This window comes from Ruminococcus flavefaciens, assembly GCF_900116855.1.
Classification (GTDB): domain Bacteria; phylum Bacillota; class Clostridia; order Oscillospirales; family Ruminococcaceae; genus Ruminococcus; species Ruminococcus flavefaciens_R.
In genome coordinates this window covers 69,844-90,472 of sequence record NZ_UETD01000008.1, presented here as the reverse complement: position 1 = coordinate 90,472, position 20,629 = coordinate 69,844, and the positions used below count along the sequence as shown (strand labels likewise).

The following is a 20,629-nucleotide window of genomic DNA, read 5'->3' as shown; positions in this document are numbered from 1 at the left end:
TCAGGGCTTAATATTTTTAAAGTACAAGGGGGAAAAGAAATGGCACGCGTTAAAATTATTAGTAATCCATACGAGAATGTCATTACATATAAGAAATATAATGCTAATTCAGGAGCATGGGAAGAAATTGACACTAATAGCGATCTTTGGAATGAGAAGTACAAAACAAGTGTCTTTCCGTTTGTGGTCAAGAATATAGTCGATGTTATTTTTGAGGAATTCAGATCAGGTAATGAGCAGATAACGATTATGTTTGAAGGTACTGATGACGAGTTCAAAGAACTTGAATCAGTATGCCAAGATGAAGCATATAGCGGATTATTGCGCCCTGTTGCTTCTGTGAGATATCTTCGCAATGCTCGTGATATCCTTCCTGATGTCAAGGCGATATTTGATCAGATGCAGCCTCTTATCTCTGAGAGCGTGAAAGACAGTGAAAAGGTCGAAAGGGAAAAAAGACAATTTGCAGATGTTTCAAAAGAAGCTATACCGATCTGTGTAATCGGAAATTATAGTTCGGGTAAATCGACTTTCATAAATGCGCTTATCGGCTATGAGATCCTTCCAAGTGGAGACGAGTCGCTTACTGCAAAGATACATAAGATAGAGTGGTCAGGTTATGATGACCGTGCTTCTATCGGCTTTGAGTATAAAGGCAAGGCCATAAAGCTTGTGTTTGAAGAAAAGGGAATCCCTGCATTTAACACAGGAGAGGAAGATCCTTTATTTGATAAAATACAGAATGCACTTAAAGGAACAGAGAATGAAAGCATAATAATCAGAGTTAATAAGGTTCTGGAAGTGCTTAATGACGGAGAACACGCAGAGCTTCTTGATGATTTGTCAGATATTATTGAAATAAAGATACCTTTTAATCGTAAGGGCGTATTCGGGCAGTCAAAGAACAAGTTCGTTATTTTTGATACTCCGGGTTCTAATTCTGCTACAAATTACGAAAAGCATTTCGAAGTCCTCAGAAAAGCTATGGAGGACCTTTCAAACGGACTGCCAATATATATCTCTGAATATAAAACCCTTGATACAAAGGATAACCAGTCTCTCTGCGATAAGATCAATAACATGAGAGAAATGGACAGCAGATTTACGCTTATAGTGGTTAATAAAGCTGATGACGCTAATCTTGAAAAGAGCCAGTTTGATCCTGTTATTATTCTTAATCAGACTGTGCCAAGGAATCTTTATGCGGGTGGTGTGTATTTCGTTTCATCTATAATGGGACTGGGCTCTAAGAATGATGGTGAATTCATAGGAAAACACCTGAAGCGCATATATAAAAAGTCTTATGAAGAGTTTTTTGATCCTGAGGATGATTTCTATCAGCAGCTATATATCCATGATATTATGCCTGATCAGATAAAGAAAAAGTCATTGGAGGAGTCAGAAAAGCAGCAGAATACTATTTATGCAAACAGCGGTTTATACTGGATAGAAGAGCAGATAGAGCAGTTTGCCGGTATATATTCTCCGTATAATAAGTGCCACCAGTCCATGCTTTTTCTTGATAAGGTTATTAAGATAACTTCTGAGGAGATTGCAGAAACAAAGCGCATTTGTGAAAATCGTAAGAAAAATATGGAAAATCAGCTTGAACGGGATAAGGCAACTTTGCTTGATGAGCTGACGAGTAAGGAAAATGAGCTTCTCAAAAGATTCTGTGAAGAATACTATCCTGATATGAAGACTTCCAGAGATGATGCGGAAAAGAAGATATCGAAAGATAAACTGGCAGTACGAGAAGATGAACTAACAAAAGTTAGAAAATCACAGACTGCCTTTGATGAGCAAAATATTAATGTTGAGGTTTCTAAAAAAGCTGTTAAAGAAGAAGCAAAGAAGCTTACAAAGGCTGATTTCGCAACGCTTCTTGGCAGTATAAAGGATTCCAGAGACAGAGGCAAGGAACTTAAGGAAACTCAGAAGAGTATCAATATTCTTGTTGCTGATGACCTGCTTTCTGAAGTAAAATCTGATTTTAATAAGAATATAAGCAATGCACAGGTTCTGCTCAACAATTCATCTGTTAAATATTGGAATAACAAGTGCAATGAAATGAAACAGTGCCTTGCTGAGCTTGTAACGGGTTCCAAAGCTCTTTCAAATGAAAAGCGTGAGGAACTAACAGAAGTAATTATGAATTATGATTCTATTAGTTTTGACAAGCAGATAGATAAAATATTCATAAAAACTGAATTTGAGCGCCATGTTATTAGTATATTTGGAGTAAAGCTCTTTGACAATAATAAACTTAATCTTGGAAAACTATCAAGGACTTACAATTCTGAGTTGAAAGAGGGTATAGAAAACATTTCTCGTAGGCTTCAGAAGAGTCATGATTTAAGTTTCAGGTCATGGACATATAATCTTATGAATGTTATCAGAGAAAACATAACTAAATACAATCCGAAATTAAAAGAGATTGTAATTGGAATTAATGACGATGAAAAGCGCATCAATGATCTGGCTAAAAGGCAATTGCGGCTGACACAGTATACACATGATATTGAAGACATGATGTCATGGAAAGAACGTGAGATAAAAGATCCCGAAAACGAAGAATAATATTTATTATCAGGGGGAACGGATATGGGTGTGAAAAATTGGCTTACTAAAAAAGCACAAAAGGCGAGTGACAGGATAGCAAAGCTTTCAGCTTTAAGTCCCGAACAGCTTGACCAGATCGAAAACAGCAAGGAACGATATTATGCTCTTCTGAGAGAGGCTGATCCTGCAGGAGCAGTAGATCTGACTGAAAAACTAATTGCTGCAAGTGCGGTGGAGATTTTCAACGCATATCTTCCGCAGCTTTCAGAGCTTTATGTGCCTGTCAAAAAAGAAATAACTGCAAAAGAAACGGCAGACAATATCGAGTTTGTTGAAGAAGTATTCAATCCGAATTATAATATCCGCTATTTCAATATAACGAAGTGGGTTACTGACAAAGAGGAAAACAGCCTTGAAAAGCTCATAAATGTTTATGGTGTATTATCTAATGAGGACTGCAATATCGCCCTCATCTTTCATCGCACCTGCGATAATACACAGGTTTTTCTTGCTGTAACCAATAATGGTAATGCAGACAGCAACAAGGCTGTTGATTATTATTATCAAAGATTAAAAGATGCAGTCAAAGGTAACTTCCCCGGTTCTGAATGGGGAAAGGAAAAGGGGATCGGTATACCTGATTTTCTTGATAATAATTATCGTTATTCTGTTGCAGCCTGCTCCAATATTCCAACTGAAAAGTCAGAGAAGTTTATAAGCCAGACTATTGAGAAGCTTCTTGATGGTATAGTTCCGGAAAAGGCTATTCAGAATTATACCATAATTCTGCTTGCTACGCCTATACAGGACGTTGAAGAACGAAAGATACGTCTTGCAGAACTGTATTCGGGACTTGCTCCCTATGCAGGCTGGCAGACTAATTTCACATACACTGAATCAGGAGCACAGAGCTCTATGGCAACGTTTGGCGTTAATGTCGGTGCCAGTGCAGGTGTTCAGAATGGACAAAACCAGAGCGTTAACCAGAGTCAGGGGCAAACCTCTTCCGAAAATGATTCCAACATGACACAAGAAGGAGAATCAAAGTCTAAGGGTGAAGGAAGCTCCGAAACTGATTCAAATGCTGATGTAACTAATGACACAGTTGGCGATGGAACTAATAGCTCTGTAAGTGACGGAACTAATGAAACAACTTCAAATACGAAAGGTACTAATTCAAGTCATTCAGCTGGAAAGCAAACTACAGATAGTGTAGGTGCAGAAATACGTGTAGGAACTTCAGGAACTGGTGCGTCAACTAATGCAAATCATTCATGGGGGCAAAACACTTCTGATACAACTGGAGAAAGTTCAGCAGAAACAATTGCTAAAGGAATCGTAAAGTCAATTCAGGAAGGCACAAGCCATAATGTATCACATACTGACGGAAAGGTTGTAACAAAGGCAATTGGCAAGTCAATACAGAATACAGTTGCAAAAAGTACATCACAGGCAGTAACTAAAACAATCGGGAAGGCAGTAACTAACACGATAGGCAAAACAGCAGGTACATTCAAAAGCGTTAACCTTGGTACTAATTTTGGCGTTAATTTTGCAAGAGCTTCGAATGTTACTGCTACTGTCGGTAAAAATGAAGGTATCACTCAGAATTTTACCAATTATAACATAAAGCACGCACTTGAAAAGCTTGAAGAGCAGATGAAACGCTTTGAAGAAAGTACGGCTCTCGGAATGTGGGATTTTGCTGCCTATGTTCTGAGTGAGGATATTAATATCGCTAATAATGTAGCTCATACATACCTTGCGCTTACACAGGGCGAGAAGTCCTATATGTCAACTGCTTCTATCAACCTTTGGCGCGGAGATACTGCGGATAGTGATGATGCTAAGGAGATATGCGGTTACCTGAGAGAACTGCGTCATCCTGTTTTCGGTTTAGCTCCAAATGTAGTTGAGGAAGATCCCGAGTTCAATGTGTATCCGTCAGTTGTTACTGCAACAACAAGCCTTTCCGGCAAAGAATTGGCGTATTCACTTAATTTCCCAAAGAAATCAGTAACAGGACTTCCTGTTATTGAGTGTGCGGAATTCGGACGTAATATCACATCGTATGCTGATAAAACCGATAATTCAAAATGCTTCAATATCGGAACCATTTTCCATATGAATCACCCGGAGAAAACAAAAGTTGAATTATCCGCGAATTCTCTTGCTTCTCACACTTTTATTACCGGATCAACAGGTTCTGGTAAGAGTAATACGGTATACAAGATACTTAGTGAGGCAAAGACTAAAGAAGTGAAGTTCCTTGTAATCGAACCTGCTAAGGGCGAGTATAAGAACATATTCGGCTCTGATGAAGATGTAAGTGTATATGGAACAAATCCTAATCTTACACCAATGCTCAGAATTGATCCCTTCAGCTTCCCTAAGGATATTCATGTACTTGAGCATCTCGACAGGCTTGTAGAGATATTCAATGTATGCTGGCCTATGTATGCAGCAATGCCTGCTGTTCTGAAAAGTGCTATTGAGAAGTCTTATGAGGACTGTGGCTGGGATCTTACTGAATCCGTAAACAAATATGGAGATAAGCTGTATCCGGCGTTTGCGGATGTTGCAAGAAATGTTAAGCAGATAATTGACAGCAGCGAATATGATACGGAGAATAAAGGCGCATATAAAGGCTCACTGCTTACAAGACTTAATTCCCTTACAAACGGAATAAATGGAATGATTTTTACGGGTGACGAATTGTCAGAAAAGCAGCTTTTTGATGAAAATGTTATAGTAGATCTGAGCCGTGTAGGCTCAGCTGAAACCAAATCTCTTATTATGGGAATGCTTGTGCTTAAGTTACAGGAGTATCGTATGACAAGCGGATGCATGAATTCTCCATTGAATCATATTACGGTATTGGAAGAAGCTCATAATCTGTTAAAGAGAACATCAACAGAACAGCCTGTAGAAGGCGGTAATTTACTTGGTAAGAGCGTTGAGATGATCTCCAATGCAATTGCGGAAATGCGTACTTATGGTGAAGGATTTATTATAGCAGATCAGGCGCCCGGTCTTTTGGATATGGCTGCTATCAGAAACACCAATACGAAGATCATATTGCGCTTACCTGATCAAGGTGACAGAGAGCTTGTAGGCAAAGCTGCTAACCTCAACGATGATCAGATCAATGAGCTTGCAAAGCTTCCTTGCGGAGTAGCAGCAATATATCAGAATGAATGGGTACAGCCTGTGCTTTGTAAAGTAGAACGGTTTGAACATAAAAATGATAAGTTTTGCTATACAAAAACTGATATCAAACAGGAAACGAAGTTAACTTCAGAGAGACTTCGTATTGCTGAGCTCCTTAGTAATGGTACAAAACTTGACCATGAAGCTTTGCTGAATGATATTCGTCCTGAACTGGATAAGCTTGATATATCTGCGTCCGCACAGGTGCTTATATGTAAACTTCTGGAGAATCCGCCAACAGAACCTCGTATGACTAAGCTGGCTCCTATAATGAGTGAGTTGTTCCCCAATGTAAGAACAGCAGTGGAGCAGGCTTATTCCGAATCAACAGTTGCTGAAGAATGGACAAGAAGTGCTGAGAATGCGTTGTTTGATGGAACAGCGCATGATATTTCGGCTCAGGTAAGGCGAGATATAATTCAAGCTGTTATAACCGATTATATCTTTAATAAGCTTGGAAAAGAAAATGACATTCAGAAATGGACTCTGGAAGGAGGATTAAGATGAGCATAGAATCATTATCTCGTGAAATCACCGAAGCGTCTAAGAACGATAATAGCACGAAAGGCTTTGATCCGGATAAACGAATTGATATTAATGAGAATAATGTAACGGATAAGCCCACTGCTGGATTTGATCCTGATAAGAGAGTTGAAACAAATGAAAACAAAGATAATCTTCCAATACAAAACAAGAAAGATGGGTTAGAAAGAGAGAAACAGGTTGCTGAAGAATTAAAAGAGCAATATTCGTCTGAAAGTGGATACAATATTGTTCCGGAAGCTACTTTGCGTGACCGTGATGGAAATGTAGTTAAGGATCCAGAAACAGATAGCTATAGAAGAATAGATTTTGTTGTTATTAAGGATGGTAAAGTAGTTGATTCAGTTGAAGTTACTTCGATGAATGTTGATAAAAGAGCGCAAATGTCTAAAGAAGATAGAATTAGAGAAAATGGAGGTAACTATATTAAGGATAGTAATGGTAAGCTTGCTGAAATGCCAGATAATATTCATACTCGTATTGAAAGGAGAGAATTGAATGTTAATTTTTGATAAGCCTAAGTGGCATATAGATGCAGGAATGAATATTAAAGATGTGCTTGAAAAATTTAGGATAGTCTTTGATTTTTTATTAAGTAATGATATGTTATCAAATGATGGTATAGAACAAATAGAAATAGGCATTGATGAAGAATGTTCACTGAATGAAATGGCTGTAAATAAGAAAGGAAAAAGCTTTTTGGAATACTGTTATAATGATATAATAAACTATAATTCAGAAGATATAGCTACTGCTTTATATGAAAAGCTTTTATCTTTCAACAAACTACAAGAGCATTGTTAATTAGAAAGCGGAGATGATGTATATACGCACCAGATGATGAACCTGAGAGTATATTATTGGGGTGCAAAGGTTATTACGATATGAGTTGAAAGAAGGAGTGTTGAATGGGGGAATACTATTGTCCAAATTGTAATGCTGATTTAGATGATCAAATTGGTTTTGATCCATCAAATGGTACATGGACTTGTACAGAATGTGGACAGTTCCTTATGGATGATGATATAGCCGATGGTGATAGTTTTGAAGGAGTGGCTTGGTTTTGTGATAATTGTAATGCACTTTTGAATCGCCAAAGTGGTTTTTCTGATAGTGATGGTACATGGACCTGTACAGAATGTGGACACATAAATGGAATTACAGATGAAGATATACTCGAAGATGAACATACATGTCCTAACTGTGGTGCAAATTTAAAGAAACAATATGATTATAGTAAATATTCTAATGAGTATACATGTACAGAGTGTGGGGCAGATCTTTACCGTGATTACAGTGACGATGAGTTTGATGTGATCGATGAAAAGGATAAGTGCCCAAACTGTGGTGCGTTCTTAAAAAAGCAAAGTGGATACAGCGATTACGATGATGATTGGACTTGCTCTGAGTGTAATACTGAATTGCATCGTGCTTTGAGCAGTGATGCTTTTTCAATAGTTGAGGATAAGAATATATGTCCAAATTGTGGTAGTAGTTTATTAAAGCAATCTGGATATAGAGAATACTCTTGTGATTGGACATGTACTGAGTGTGAGGCTGATCTTTATCGTGATTATAGTTTTAAAGAATTTAATATAGTTAATGATGACGATGATGAAGATGACATTGGTGATAATAATGAAGATGACATTGAAGATGATACTGATGACGAAGTCGCTGATACAGTAACTGTTTCGAATTATAGCAGTTATGCAGAGAAAGGAACAAATATTGTAATTCCTTCTGATTATAATCAAAGCGATAGAGAATATAGCGAATCATTATTTACAGCAACTCCTATGTTGTCTAAAAGCGAAGTGCGTAAAAAGAGAATCAAGGCTTTTATCTTTAAAAAGAAGAGGATTCCAATCGGTTATAGTAGTGATATTTTAAAGACAAAAAGTGCTGAAGATGTTTATGCAATTTTGCACAACTGTGGATTCAAACATATTAAGCAGGTTGAATTGAAAGATATTTACGTTGGTTCTAATTATATTGAAAATGAGATTGATAAAGTTGAACTTAATGGTCAAGCGAATTATGCAGCAGAGATTTTATTTCCGTATGATGCAACTGTTATTATTACAATTCATAAAAAGAGAGAAATTTCTATTCCATATAATTCATCATCACTAAGAAGATTGAACTATAACGAGGTTTGTTCCAGATTGTCATCTTTAGGTTTCACAGAGATTAAACTTGTCCCAATAAAAGATCTTGTTATCGGACTATTGACCAAAAATGGAGCAGTTGAAAAAGTACTTGTCAATGGAAGTAAATCTTTCAAGAAAAATACCTTTTTTAAGTATGATACTGATATAATTGTATATTATCATACATTTAAAAAGGGATAAGTTGCGATTATATTTCTTCGAGCCTCCTTATGGAGGCTCATATTGTAAAAAATCTTGAATCAACGATATATGTATGGTATAATAAAGAAAAAAGCGGAAGCAGGTGACTCCATGAACAGCATAGGCAGAGATATCTTCAAAGCAATACACGAAGGCAAATGGCTCAGCATCGAATACCGCAACAAACATGGCAGCCTTACAAAGTACTGGATAGGCATATATGACATTGATGTTCGTTATAAAAGAATGCGTGTTGAAGGACTTCACCTTGGCAATTTTCAGAATATGGAGCTGACTATCTATATTGATAAGATTGAGTCATCAAAGCTCCTTGACGGCACATTTCAACCAATAAATGAAAGGTTAATTGAAGATATAAAGATGAACCCGAACAAATATGCCTTTATCTTTACAAATACTGCCAATCTGAAAATACTGAATTATCTTGCCGACTGCAATAAGCTGGATTCGATACCATACAAGTCTGAGTATGACCTTATTGGGCGTATTGACGGTGATAAGCTTACACCTGCCGGATATATCCTTGACGAAGAACAGTTCAAGGCTATCGTCAAGAGCTTCCGTAAGCGTTTTGAGAGTGAATATCAGCGGCGTAAAGTAACTCAGCTTTGTTTGAATCTGCTCAGTGTAAACACAAAAAGAGGTCTTTATGTTCTTGCTTATCGCAGACTGGAGCTTGATGTAAAAAGCCGAACTCTCCGTCCAAGCGAGGATATTACTATCTGCAAGGAGTTCACTATTGCTGGTGAAAAGGAAAGTATCCGTCAATTTCTTGATGCAGATGACTACTACCTGCTTGAAGATTTTGAGGAGTATTCAGAGGTGATAAAGGACAGAATAACCGCTTCAAATAGCCAGATAAACGGTGTCGATGATATGCCGTATCTCATCTGTATTGAAAGCGAGCATCTTGTTGATCTTTCGATAGAATACCGTGAAATACTTGATATGTATGAAGAGGACAGAGTTACAACGCCAATAAAGGCTTTTTTCGGCGACCTTACGGCACCTTCACGCCGACGCAAGGATTATCCGATAACGCTGCTGAATAACAAGATAAATCTGGATCAGCTCCTTGCTATACATAACGCATTGAAATATCCTGTGACCTATGTTCAGGGCCCTCCCGGAACAGGTAAAAGCAATACCATAGTCAATACAATAATCTCAGCTTTTTTCAATGAGAAAACAGTTCTTTTCTCTTCATATAACAATCATCCGATCGACGGAGTATTTGATGTTATCCGAAGTCTGAAGTATCGTGAGCGTATTATTCCATTTCCTATTCTCAGACTTGGCAGCAACGCTAAAGTTGACGAAGCTATTGAGCGTATCAAAGGACTTTACGATTATACAAAAAGCTTGAATATCTACGAAAAAACGCTGAATAAGAATAAGACCGATAAGACTGAACAGACACAAAAACTCACTGAACTTCTGAAAAAGCATGAGGAGCGTCTTGAGCTTAAAGAACGCAAAGACGCAATTTCTGACCTTTATAAGCTCAATGACAATATGAATTTCCAGACTGATCTTGAGCAGAGACAGCTGTATCAGGTGGAGCAGCGTATGAAGGAGATCGGTACTGTTACCGATGAAGAAGCACTGGCTCTTCTTACAGACGATCAGGAGGCTTTCCGTAAGTACCTTTTCTATACTTCAGCTATGTTTATCAAGCGGCTTGAAGAGCCGAAATACGCTGACTTTATGAAGATACTTGATATGACTGACAAAGAGGAACGGATTAACGAATTCAATCATTGGGTAAGCGATGAGGATAATCTCCGAAAGCTGCAAAGAGTATTTCCTGTCATCGCAACTACCTGTATTTCGGCTCATAAGCTCGGTAAGCCGGCGCAGTATTTTGATATGGTCATAATGGACGAAGCAAGCCAATGTAATACTGCTATGTCACTGGTGCCTATACTTCGTGGAGAAAATCTCATGCTTGTAGGTGATCCGCAGCAGCTGAATCCTGTAGTTCTTTTGGATCAGAGCGTAAATGAAAGTTTGCGTAAGAAGTATAATGTTGCTCCTGAGTATGACTATATTGCCAATTCGGTGTATAAGACCTTTCTTGCCTGTGACTCTGTCAGCGATGAGATACTGCTCAGGTATCATTATCGCTGCGATAAAAAGATCATCGAGTTCAATAACAAGAAGTATTATAACGGCAGATTGAAAATAAAAACCGGAGACAAATCAGAAACTCCGCTTATATTCAGCGATATTCAATGTAATACAACGGATTATAAGAATACTGCTCCCGCAGAAGCAGATAAGATAGTTCAGTTCGTGAAGATGAACAAGGATAAGTCTATAGGCATAATCACTCCATTTGCCAATCAGCGCAACTGCATACAAAAGGCACTTCATGAAGCTCGTCTTGACAATATACCCTGCGGAACTGTTCATGCTTTTCAGGGAGATGAAAAGGACATAATCCTGTTTTCGCTTGCTCTTACAGATAAAACAGGTCCTAAAACTTATGACTGGCTGAAAAATAACCGTGAGCTTGTAAATGTGGCGGTTTCAAGAGCAAAGGAGCAGCTCATAGTTCTTTCAAGTAAAAAGGAACTTGAACGACTGCACGATCCTGACTCGCCTGACGATATATATGAGCTTGTCAATTATGTTGGAAGCAATGGCAGAACTGAGGTAACTCCGAAAGATGTATCTTCTCGTGCTCTCGGAATAAAGCCTTACAGTACGGAAACTGAGGAGGCATTCCTTCAGAATCTTAATCACGCACTTGATAATATCCTTCTGAACGAAGGCAGATGCAGTGTTGAACGCGAAGTCGCTATATCACAGGTGTTTTCAGATAATGTGCCCTGCTCCGATCTGTTCTACACAGGTAGATTTGATTTTGTCATTTACCAACGTGATTACAGCAACCGAAAAATGCCAGTGCTTGCTATCGAGCTTGACGGCAAGGAGCATATTGAGAGTGAGATAGTTCGAGAACGTGACCGCAAGAAGAACAAGATATGCCACGATCATGGCTTTGAGCTTATCCGTGTTGAAAATTCATATGCCCGTCGATATAACTTCATTAAAGGTGTACTTATCGACTACTTTGGAAAGAGAAGATAATGTATATTCATTAGGTGCCATATATCATTAAATAATTATTAATTGTTATTTAAAAATGCTTGCCTGTATAGAAATAGTAGGAGGATATTATGAGTCTATGTAATAAGATAAAACAAGAATATTCTGTGTTATCAGAAAAAGAAAAGAATAATTTTAAAGGAGTGATGGTTGAGGCGTTAGCGTTTGTTCCGTTAGTCGGACAAGCGACGAACTTATTTAATTCGGTTTCTGAGTGGAATAAATATAAAACAGATAAAATTATTCCTCAAATAATTGCAATAGCTAAACCAGATAATATCGATGAAGATATACAGAATAAAATAGCATATGCTTTAAAAAATGTTTTTTCAAATAATAATACAATAATATCCAAATATGCCTCGGTAAAGAGAAAAGAATTTGAAAAGCTTATTTATGATAAGTACAATGAATGTTCGCTTGTGGAATATGATTCACCTGAAGTAAAAGACTACATTCAAAAAATTATTGATACTATTCTAAATAATATCGATATGCTTGAAACTCCTGAATCTTATGGAAAGACTGCATTAAAAACCACTGCTGATCACGAGGAAAGGATAACTGCTTTAGAAGAGGATAAACATAAGGAACAAGACAAAATTAGTGATGATAATGAAATATTCGTAAAAAAGTATACCGCAACTGAACTATTCCTTGATAAAGGAGAAAGAAAAATATATCTTAATGATGTATATGTATCTCCAATCATAAAAGGAAAAGATACAGATATTGATTTGTATACGCAACTTAATGAATGGAGAAAAAAGCCAGATCCAACAAGGGAATATACAGATGCTGACGCTAAAATTCTTTTATTATACGGAAAGGCAGGTATAGGAAAAAGCAGTCTTGTTGCTAAGCTGATAAGTGATAATTTTTTTAATGATGCCGCTCATGCAATTATTCTGAATAAGAAAGCTGAATTGTTAGATCATGAGGATCCGTGGGGATCAATTAAGAGAATTTACGGCTGTGAGAATGATATCTGTTATAATAACAAGGTTCTTATACTTGACGGATTTGATGAAGTATGTGTTCTAAAGAACGATGACTTTAAGGGAAATGTTTTTTTACAAAAACTTGCTAATTCTATACCTTCCACTGTATGGGTTAAAGTATTGATTACTTCAAGAGAAGCAAGAGGTTATTTTGAGAGAATTGAGGAGGAAAAAGGAGGTATAATAATCAGGTATGTTGATTGGAATGAAGATTTGCTATTCCAGTGGTGTGAGAATTATTTATATAGTCGAAATGGAGATAAAACGGTCGAAAAATGGGTTGATGATTTTAAAGATAAATTCGATACATTAGACGATAAATTACAGGATGCTTTTTATTCGCCCATAATCCTTTATATTTGCTGTCATGAAAATATAGAAATATTTGAAATGGATAGTATCGCTGAAATATACTATAATGCATTTCATAAAGTTGCAAAAAGAGAATATATTACTTCTGATTTGTCAAGTAAACTGTGTAAAACAGATGAACAAAATGAAAAGATACTTTGGCAGTATTTAAAAGAAATTGCTTTTCAAATTTTTCTGACGCCAAATCATACTGATACTGCAGAAAAAGCCTTAATAGATAAAGCCCGGTCTTTTATGGGTGAATATAAAGAATGTATTAATCCTGATGTGTTTGAAATGTTGCCAGCTATTTTTCATTTTTCATCTGGCAATGATGATGGTGGAATAGTATTTGTTCATAAGACTGTTGCCGAATACTATATTGCTGTAAAGATTTTTGAGGATTTTTTTAAAGATATAAACGCTGAAACAGATGATGAAAAAGTATGGAACAGTATTTATTCGGCTTTGAGTCTTAGGAAAGTGCCATATGATATTATAAAGAATATCTGTGCAATGATGACTAGTTCAAATCCTTCTATTTTAGGTGATTTTGATAAAGAAGCTTTCTTTACTAAATTTGAATCTGGAATGAAACAAGAATTGATATTAAAATCATCAATAGATGCCGAAGAAAAGTATGCTGATTGCATCGCTTTAGAGGAATCTATTATTCCAAGTGAACTTCGTGCATCACTAATAATCGATAGAAATAAAATTGTAATAATGAATTTAACGTGGCTCTTAAATGAGTTGGGTTATAGAAATAAGTCGTTTACATTGCTTTTTAAATATCTTATGCCTTATTTGGATTATAACTTGAACCTATCTGACTTGTATTTAAATAGTATTTTATATCCGCAAACTGAAGCAATTATTTTCAGCGGCACAGATTTTTTGATTGATTGTCCTGATGGGATAGCAGATTATATAAAAAAGAATGAAACGGAATGGGTAAAAGCAAGAAATGATGTGAAACTCAATAACGGACCGGCAGAAATAATAGTTCCTGTATGGAATTATAAGAATCTAGCTGGATGTTACTTTCAGAATACACACATGGAATTCATACAGATTGAGAACTCAAATCTTTCTTGGTGCCATTTTGAAAATGCATATTTACATGGGGCAAGTTTGAGAAACTCAGATTTTTCTCGAAGTTGCCTTAATGATTCAGATTGTAGCAATGCAAATTTCGAAAACGCCGACTTAAGCTTTTCATATTTAACTAATACTAACCTTAAAAATGCTAATCTTAAAGGAGTTGATTTTACAGGAGCTTATTTGACAGGAGCTGATCTGACCAGAGCAAATTTAGAAAATGCTATTTTTAAAGTAACTTATTATAATTCTAAAACAAAATTTCCAGAAGGATTTGTGCCTGATCCTGATAAGATGAAATGCATATGTTGTGGACAGAATTGATTGTATTACCAAGAAATATATATAAAGCACAGTGTAATCATATAATTACAGCCAGAGAAATATAGATGAATAAAACCGGGGTAATAACTCCGAATATAACTTCTGCTTGTTTTTTGTGAGGATATGTGCTATAATATTATTATGCTTTGAAGGGAGGCGGAACAATGTACTACATAATGAACAAAAACCGAATAATAGCTGAATTTGACTACATTAAAAACGAACTTGGTACAGCTGTTCCACAGCTTGTATCTGGAAGCCTTCCGGAAATTTACAGCGATATTAAGCTGAAAAGTTGGCTTGAGACACGTCGCAGTGCAAAACATAGAGCTGAGATAGCTCGTTTGCTCCGTAATCTCGGTATGACTGATCTCAAAAGCTTTATTGATGTATCGCTCGGATTAACGCTCACAGATACACTGTGGGTAAAAGAAGAGCATTCCGACAGCAAGTGGGCAGATGTTAACTTATATGACAACGAATTCAGTGAGATAGTTTCACAAACTGCTTTTATCGGAGGTATTTCTGACCTTAGCTTGAAGACAACTTCACCTGAGTATGGTACTGACGGTATGCTCCCTAAGTGCTGGGTGAGACGTAATGATGGTGTATACCTGTTGAAGGGTGGAACAAAAGGATTTAATGGTGCAGGATTTGAACCATACTCCGAATACTTTGTTTCTCAGTTGGAAAATGCACTTGGTATAGACCATATTGAATATGACCTTGACTGCTATCATGATCGTATCGTAAGTACTTGTAAGCTTATAACATCTAAAGACGTAAGTATGATTCCTTCAGTTTACTACTTCAAGAATTGTTCGGAATTGCCCGAATATCTTGCCTGCGCTGATAGACTTAATGTTGGTGATAAGCTGCGAGAAATGCTCGTTCTTGATGCTTTGACATGTAATTACGATCGCCACTTGAACAACATTCAATTTCTTGTAGACTCAGATACATTCGAGATAATTAGCCTTGCACCTGTATTTGACAATGGTATGGGATTATGCAGTCATTGCAAAGAAGAAAGTGTTGACGCATTTATTGAGTATGGCAGTGATCATGTTCCGTTTGCATATTATAGCTTTGATGATCACATTCCTCAGCTTATGAGCAAGGATATGTACAACAAGATTGGGGATGTCCGAGAGTTCTGTTTTGTAAATCATAAGAACTATCCTGTCTCAGATGAGAGACTGACTGCACTTAATGGATTCATACAGCATAGAATAAACAGATTGCTTGCACTATATAAAGAATGACATGAAATCGGGACTCGTTCCCGATTTTACTTGTTTAGTGTCAAGAACTCAAAATACGGGTATAAAAAGGAAAACATCTACTACTTTTCATGCGGCAAACTGAAAGAATTATAATTTCGGGAGAAATAGATGGCAACAAAACAACAGTTAAAAAACGCTTTGGCGGAATTAGGCATTAAAAAAGGAATGACATTGGAAGTTCACAGCTCGCTTAGTAGTTTCGGGGAACTAGAAGGCGGGGCATTGACCGTTATTAATACTCTGAAAGAACTTGTCACTGAAGATGGCAGCATTTTTATGCCTGCTCTGAGACTCAGCAAAGAACTTGAACTGACCGAAAATGATAAAAAGCTTGGGATAACTGTGAAAATCAAAATTCTTGAACCCGATACAGAACGTACTGCAATGGGTATCGTAGCTGATACGTTCAGAAAAATGCCTGATACATATACCGGACGAGATGTGATCAGTACCTCCGGCTGGGGAAAACATGGCAAAGAAGCTTTAACAGGCGGACTAGACTACGCTATTCACAATGATGGAAAAGCGCTTCTGCTTGGAGTTGATATCTACAAACTGACGGCAATGCACTACGTTGAAACGATAACTCCCGATGATATCAATGCACAGTTTGCACCGAGTGATGAGATAAATCGCATATATCCTCCCGATGAATGGTTTATTGAAGCAGGTCATCCTCCTGTGAAAGCATGGTACAAAATACAGGCAATGGCATACGAAAAAGGATTTATCAAGGAAATGTACATTGGCGATTGTAAGGCCATGTTCTTTGATATATGGTCAGTTGTGTCGCTGTATGAAAATGAACTCAGAAATGATCCCTATGGATTATGGGGGATGAAAAGGGGATAGAGCTGTTAAATAATCTTGGTAGCTACAATATTATGGATTAACAAATAAAATCGGGGCACGTCCCCGATTTTACTTGTTATGCTTGATTTATTCAATGAATTGTGGTATACTCTTAATAGATTAACAAACTTGATATTGACTTACAATGCATGATATATAGCGAGAAGAAAGTGACTAGCGATGAATAAACGCTTTAATATAACCGGCTCTTGTATACCTGAGCAGCATTATATGGTCGATATACATGATCGTCTTGAGAAGATCAGAGATATGATAGACAAGGGAAACTATTTTGTTATCAATCGTGGACGTCAGTACGGCAAGACGACTACCCTGAATGCACTTGAGACATTCCTGACTCCGGAGTATCTGGTTATCAATCTGGATTTTCAACTGCTCAGCAATACTGATTTCAGTACTGAAGGGAGATTCGTATCATCTTTTGCTCGTGAGATGTACAGGAATAATGCATTCAGAAGTCTTGTGAGCAAAGATGTGGTTGATGCTATTAAGCGTTTGAAAAACGATAATAAGAGCTTTGTACTTGCGGACCTTTTTGATGTTTTCTGCGATATATGCGCTGAGACTGAAAAGCCTGTGGTTCTTATTATAGACGAGATCGATACAGCTGCAAATAATACAGTATTCGTTGACTTCCTTAGTATGCTGCGTGGATACTATCTTCGCCGTAACAAGATAACTATATTCAAATCAGTTATACTTGCAGGTGTCAGGGACATTCGTAACCTTAAACTGAAAATAAGAGATGATTCCGAGCATCAGCATAATTGTCCTTGGAATATTGCTGTAGATTTCAATATTAACATGGACCTTACCGCAGATGGTATAATTGGAATGCTTTCGGATTATGAGAAGGATAATAATACAGGTATGGATGTCGCTTTGATCGCTCAGCTTATCTATGATTACACTTCCGGCTATCCTGTGCTGGTATCAAACATCTGTAAATACCTGGATGAAGAGATCGGCGACTGGACAGAGGCAGGTGTAATAAAGGCAGTAAACCGCATTCTTGCGGCGAATACTCCTCTGTTTGAATCTCTTATTAACAGTCTTGAAGATTATCCTGAGATGAAGAAAAGTCTCTATCAGATACTTACTAAAGGCGAAAGATTCTCATTTAATCCTGATCACGAACCGACAAAGCTGCTTTTGATGTTCGGCTTTGTAAAGGTTGAGGATGGAGCAGTAGTAATAGCCAACAGGATATTTGAGACAAGGCTGTATAATGATATGCTTACCTCCGAGGAAATGAAGTCAACACCTATCTCAAAGGCGGGATTATTTGATAAGCCTGAGTTTGTGAAAATGGAGCAATACAATTAGGACGCAAAAAGATATAACTATAAGGGAAGAACAAGTTTAATCGTTAGATGAATAAGTATCATATTCATTTGTATTGCTTTTTGTTATTGATTATGATATAATATATTTAATGATAACAAATGAAGAGGGGATCATCATGACAGAACTAAGAAAAGAAATCAATTACGCGGTTGCTTGCGTAAGCGAATTTGCTGACAGACATAATATGTCACAACAGGATGCATTTCAGTATCTGTATAAATATAAAGCAATAGCTTTTCTGAAAGAAAATTACGAAATAGAACATACTCTATCACTTGATGATGCACTTGATGATTTATTTATTATTTGCCGGAATAATGGAGGAACATTATAATGCTGCTATATCATGGAAGTAATACTGACATAAAAAGTATCAGTTTAGCGATGTGTCGTCCATATAAGGATTTTGGCAGAGGATTTTATTTGACTGAACTCAAAGACCAAGCAGTATAAATGGCTAAGAGGGTTGCAAAGATTTATGGAGGCAATCCTATAGTCAATGTTTATGAGATTAACGATGGCTTTTTAAATGAACATGGTTTGAATATTCGCAAATTGGATGATACTCCTTCAGAAGAGTGGGCGAGATTTGTTATGAATAATCGTAGCCATAGTTTTACGGACTATTCAAATTCTGAATGTAATTTGGATAATAAATACGATATTGTTGTTGGACCTGTTGCAAATGATGACATGGCTATGCTATTCAGGCAGTATCAGAATGAACTAATAACATTTGAGAACCTTATAAACGGAATGACTTTTCGTAAGACAACAAATCAGTACTCTTTTCATACGGATAGGGCGATAGCGTTGCTTAGAAAGGTTGGTGTTGAAAATGACTAAACAAGATCAACTAATGGAGTTTTGCGTACAGGATATTATCGAAAGAATTGTTAAAGAACATAATATCGATTATGATGAAGCAATGAATCTTTTTTATTCATCTCAGACATTTGCTAAGCTTAATGACATTGAAACGGGATTATATCTTGAAAGCTCAGATTATGTGTATACGCTGTTTCAGGACGAACTTAATTTTGGGAAAATTATTCAGACAGAGATCTGAAAAAGCATCATTCACGGAGATTTGAAGTAGTGAGCTCGATATAGTTTGAATCGGAATGTTTTATCATCACAAAAGGTATTAAAGGTGATATAATAACATTACAATTTAAAGATGAGGACAGTATTGCTTTTGAATGACAGAATTGCGGTAGAGTAATATAATACAAATCAGGTTTTCGTTATTCAAACAATATTGCTCCAGTGTTTTCAAGACAATTTTTTTCGGCGTTGTGCAGCAACTGGTAACAAAAACGCTTCGCGATGCTCCATTGAACAAATATGAAAAATGCCTATTTTACGCATTGTGTGACACTTAGTGATCCTCAGTGAAATATAAAATAGGAAGCTACGTCCCGAAAAGTTCGGTATCACTGGACTTTTCGGGCTTTTTATGGTATAATCTGAAAGTGATATTGATTCCGGAGGTGAGTTCAGTGATAGAAAAAGGTAATATGACAGATGCAGAATTTATCGCTGCACTCATTGCCGAAAATAAAAAACTCAAGGCTGAACAAACAAAACTGGAAAAAGCAATTGATATCCTTGAAAAAAAGAAAAGTTGTCCTTAGAAAACGAATATGCCTGTATTCCTTCATGGATTTGTGCCTGCACCTGTACTTCCGCATTCACTTGCATCAGCATCAACAGTATCATGGGTGATGTATCAGAAGTATGTGAATGCAGTGCCGCTGTATCGTCAGGAAAAAGACTGGGAGAGGCTCGGATACACGCTCAGCAGAACAACAATGGCGAACTGGGTGATACGATGCAGTGAAGATTATTTCAGCAGATTTGTCACAAGACTGAAAGAAGAAATGCTGAAGGAGAAAGTTCTGCGCTGTGATGAAACATACGTCAAAGTCCTCAGGGAAAAAGATGTTGCCGACAACAGTAAGCAATATATGTGTGTATACCGCACAGGCAAGTATTCCGAAAGACAGATAGTGATCTATGATTACAACAAGTCAAGATCAGGAGATGTTGCCAAAAAGTTTCTGGGAGACTTCAGCGGATACCTTCATACAGACGGATATGCAGGCTACAACAAGCTTACGAAAGTCAAACACTGCAATTGCTGGGCTCATCTGAGACGAAAGTTCCACGAAGCCATTGTCGTTGACAGCGAAGACAGCATAGCTAGGACAGTCAGGGACTTCTGTGACAAGCTGTTTTCAATAGAAGCAGAGCTTATCAACCTGACAAGTGAAGAAAGGTACAATAAGCGTCTGACACAGGAAAGAGAAGTGTTTGAGGCTTTCTGGTTATGGGCATAAAAAATATCCACAACAGTACTTGCGAAATCTCAGCTTGGAAAGGCTTTTGAATATGAATTTAAACGCAGAGAATATCTCGGTAATTATTTTGAGAATGGCAACTGCGCTATCTCAAATAACATAGCCGAAAATGCTATCAGACCTTTTACAGTTAGCAGAAAGAACTGGCTGTTACTATATTTCACAGCATTATAGAAATA

13 protein-coding genes and 2 pseudogenes are annotated in these 20,629 nt (G+C 37.0%); all 15 read left to right on the top strand.

From position 1 onward, the window contains the following. The first annotated feature begins 39 nt into the window (after nt 1-39). A complete protein-coding gene (locus DSZ37_RS09480) occupies nt 40-2,580 on the top strand; it encodes a dynamin family protein (RefSeq protein ID WP_109726667.1) in 2,541 nt (846 codons plus the stop codon). 24 nt (nt 2,581-2,604) lie between these two features. Further along, nucleotides 2,605-6,279 (top strand): helicase HerA domain-containing protein, encoded by a 3,675-nt coding sequence (locus DSZ37_RS09475; protein WP_109726666.1) that lies wholly within the window; start codon nt 2,605-2,607, stop codon nt 6,277-6,279. Continuing rightward, complete coding sequence (locus DSZ37_RS09470) at nt 6,276-6,827, top strand: hypothetical protein (protein WP_242978610.1); 552 nt, start codon at nt 6,276-6,278, stop codon at nt 6,825-6,827. Before DSZ37_RS09475 ends, DSZ37_RS09470 begins: the two co-directional genes overlap by 4 nt. Beyond that, the gene (locus DSZ37_RS09465; protein WP_109726664.1) at nt 6,814-7,119 is read left to right on the top strand and encodes a hypothetical protein; all 306 of its coding nucleotides are present in this window, start codon (nt 6,814-6,816) and stop codon (nt 7,117-7,119) included. The genes DSZ37_RS09470 and DSZ37_RS09465 overlap by 14 nt, the downstream gene beginning before the upstream one ends. A gap of 104 nt (nt 7,120-7,223) precedes the next feature. Further along, on the top strand, nt 7,224-8,669 hold the full coding sequence (locus DSZ37_RS17715) for a hypothetical protein (protein ID WP_109726663.1): 1,446 nt from the start codon (nt 7,224-7,226) through the stop codon (nt 8,667-8,669). A 111-nt stretch (nt 8,670-8,780) separates the two neighbouring features. After that, nucleotides 8,781-11,786, top strand: a complete 3,006-nt coding sequence (locus DSZ37_RS09455; protein ID WP_109726800.1) for an AAA domain-containing protein — start codon at nt 8,781-8,783, stop codon at nt 11,784-11,786. A gap of 89 nt (nt 11,787-11,875) precedes the next feature. Beyond that, complete coding sequence (locus tag DSZ37_RS09450) at nt 11,876-14,581, top strand: pentapeptide repeat-containing protein (protein WP_109726662.1); 2,706 nt, start codon at nt 11,876-11,878, stop codon at nt 14,579-14,581. Nucleotides 14,582-14,745: 164 nt separating this feature from the next. After that, nucleotides 14,746-15,846, top strand: coding sequence for a hypothetical protein (locus tag DSZ37_RS09445; protein WP_109726661.1), 1,101 nt, complete (start codon nt 14,746-14,748; stop codon nt 15,844-15,846). A gap of 129 nt (nt 15,847-15,975) precedes the next feature. Further along, complete coding sequence (locus DSZ37_RS09440) at nt 15,976-16,719, top strand: AAC(3) family N-acetyltransferase (protein WP_109726660.1); 744 nt, start codon at nt 15,976-15,978, stop codon at nt 16,717-16,719. A 231-nt stretch (nt 16,720-16,950) separates the two neighbouring features. Beyond that, nucleotides 16,951-18,066, top strand: a complete 1,116-nt coding sequence (locus tag DSZ37_RS09435; RefSeq protein ID WP_242978609.1) for an AAA-like domain-containing protein — start codon at nt 16,951-16,953, stop codon at nt 18,064-18,066. 136 nt (nt 18,067-18,202) lie between these two features. Next, entirely contained in the window at nt 18,203-18,421 is a 219-nt protein-coding gene (locus DSZ37_RS09430; RefSeq protein WP_075424075.1) for a DUF3791 domain-containing protein, read from the top strand. Next, a pseudogene (locus DSZ37_RS09420) lies at nt 18,421-18,933 on the top strand (DUF3990 domain-containing protein). The gene DSZ37_RS09430 and the pseudogene DSZ37_RS09420 overlap by 1 nt, the downstream one beginning before the upstream one ends. Continuing rightward, nucleotides 18,926-19,156 carry a hypothetical protein gene (locus DSZ37_RS09415; protein ID WP_109726656.1) on the top strand — a complete coding sequence of 77 codons (231 nt, stop codon included), beginning with the start codon at nt 18,926-18,928 and terminating at the stop codon, nt 19,154-19,156. Before DSZ37_RS09420 ends, DSZ37_RS09415 begins: the two are co-directional and overlap by 8 nt. 433 nt (nt 19,157-19,589) lie before the next feature. Next, nucleotides 19,590-19,724 carry a hypothetical protein gene (locus tag DSZ37_RS18120; RefSeq protein ID WP_278298548.1) on the top strand — a complete coding sequence of 45 codons (135 nt, stop codon included), beginning with the start codon at nt 19,590-19,592 and terminating at the stop codon, nt 19,722-19,724. Between the two features lie 9 nt (nt 19,725-19,733). After that, a pseudogene (gene tnpC / locus DSZ37_RS09410) lies at nt 19,734-20,624 on the top strand (IS66 family transposase). Nucleotides 20,625-20,629 lie beyond the last annotated feature (5 nt).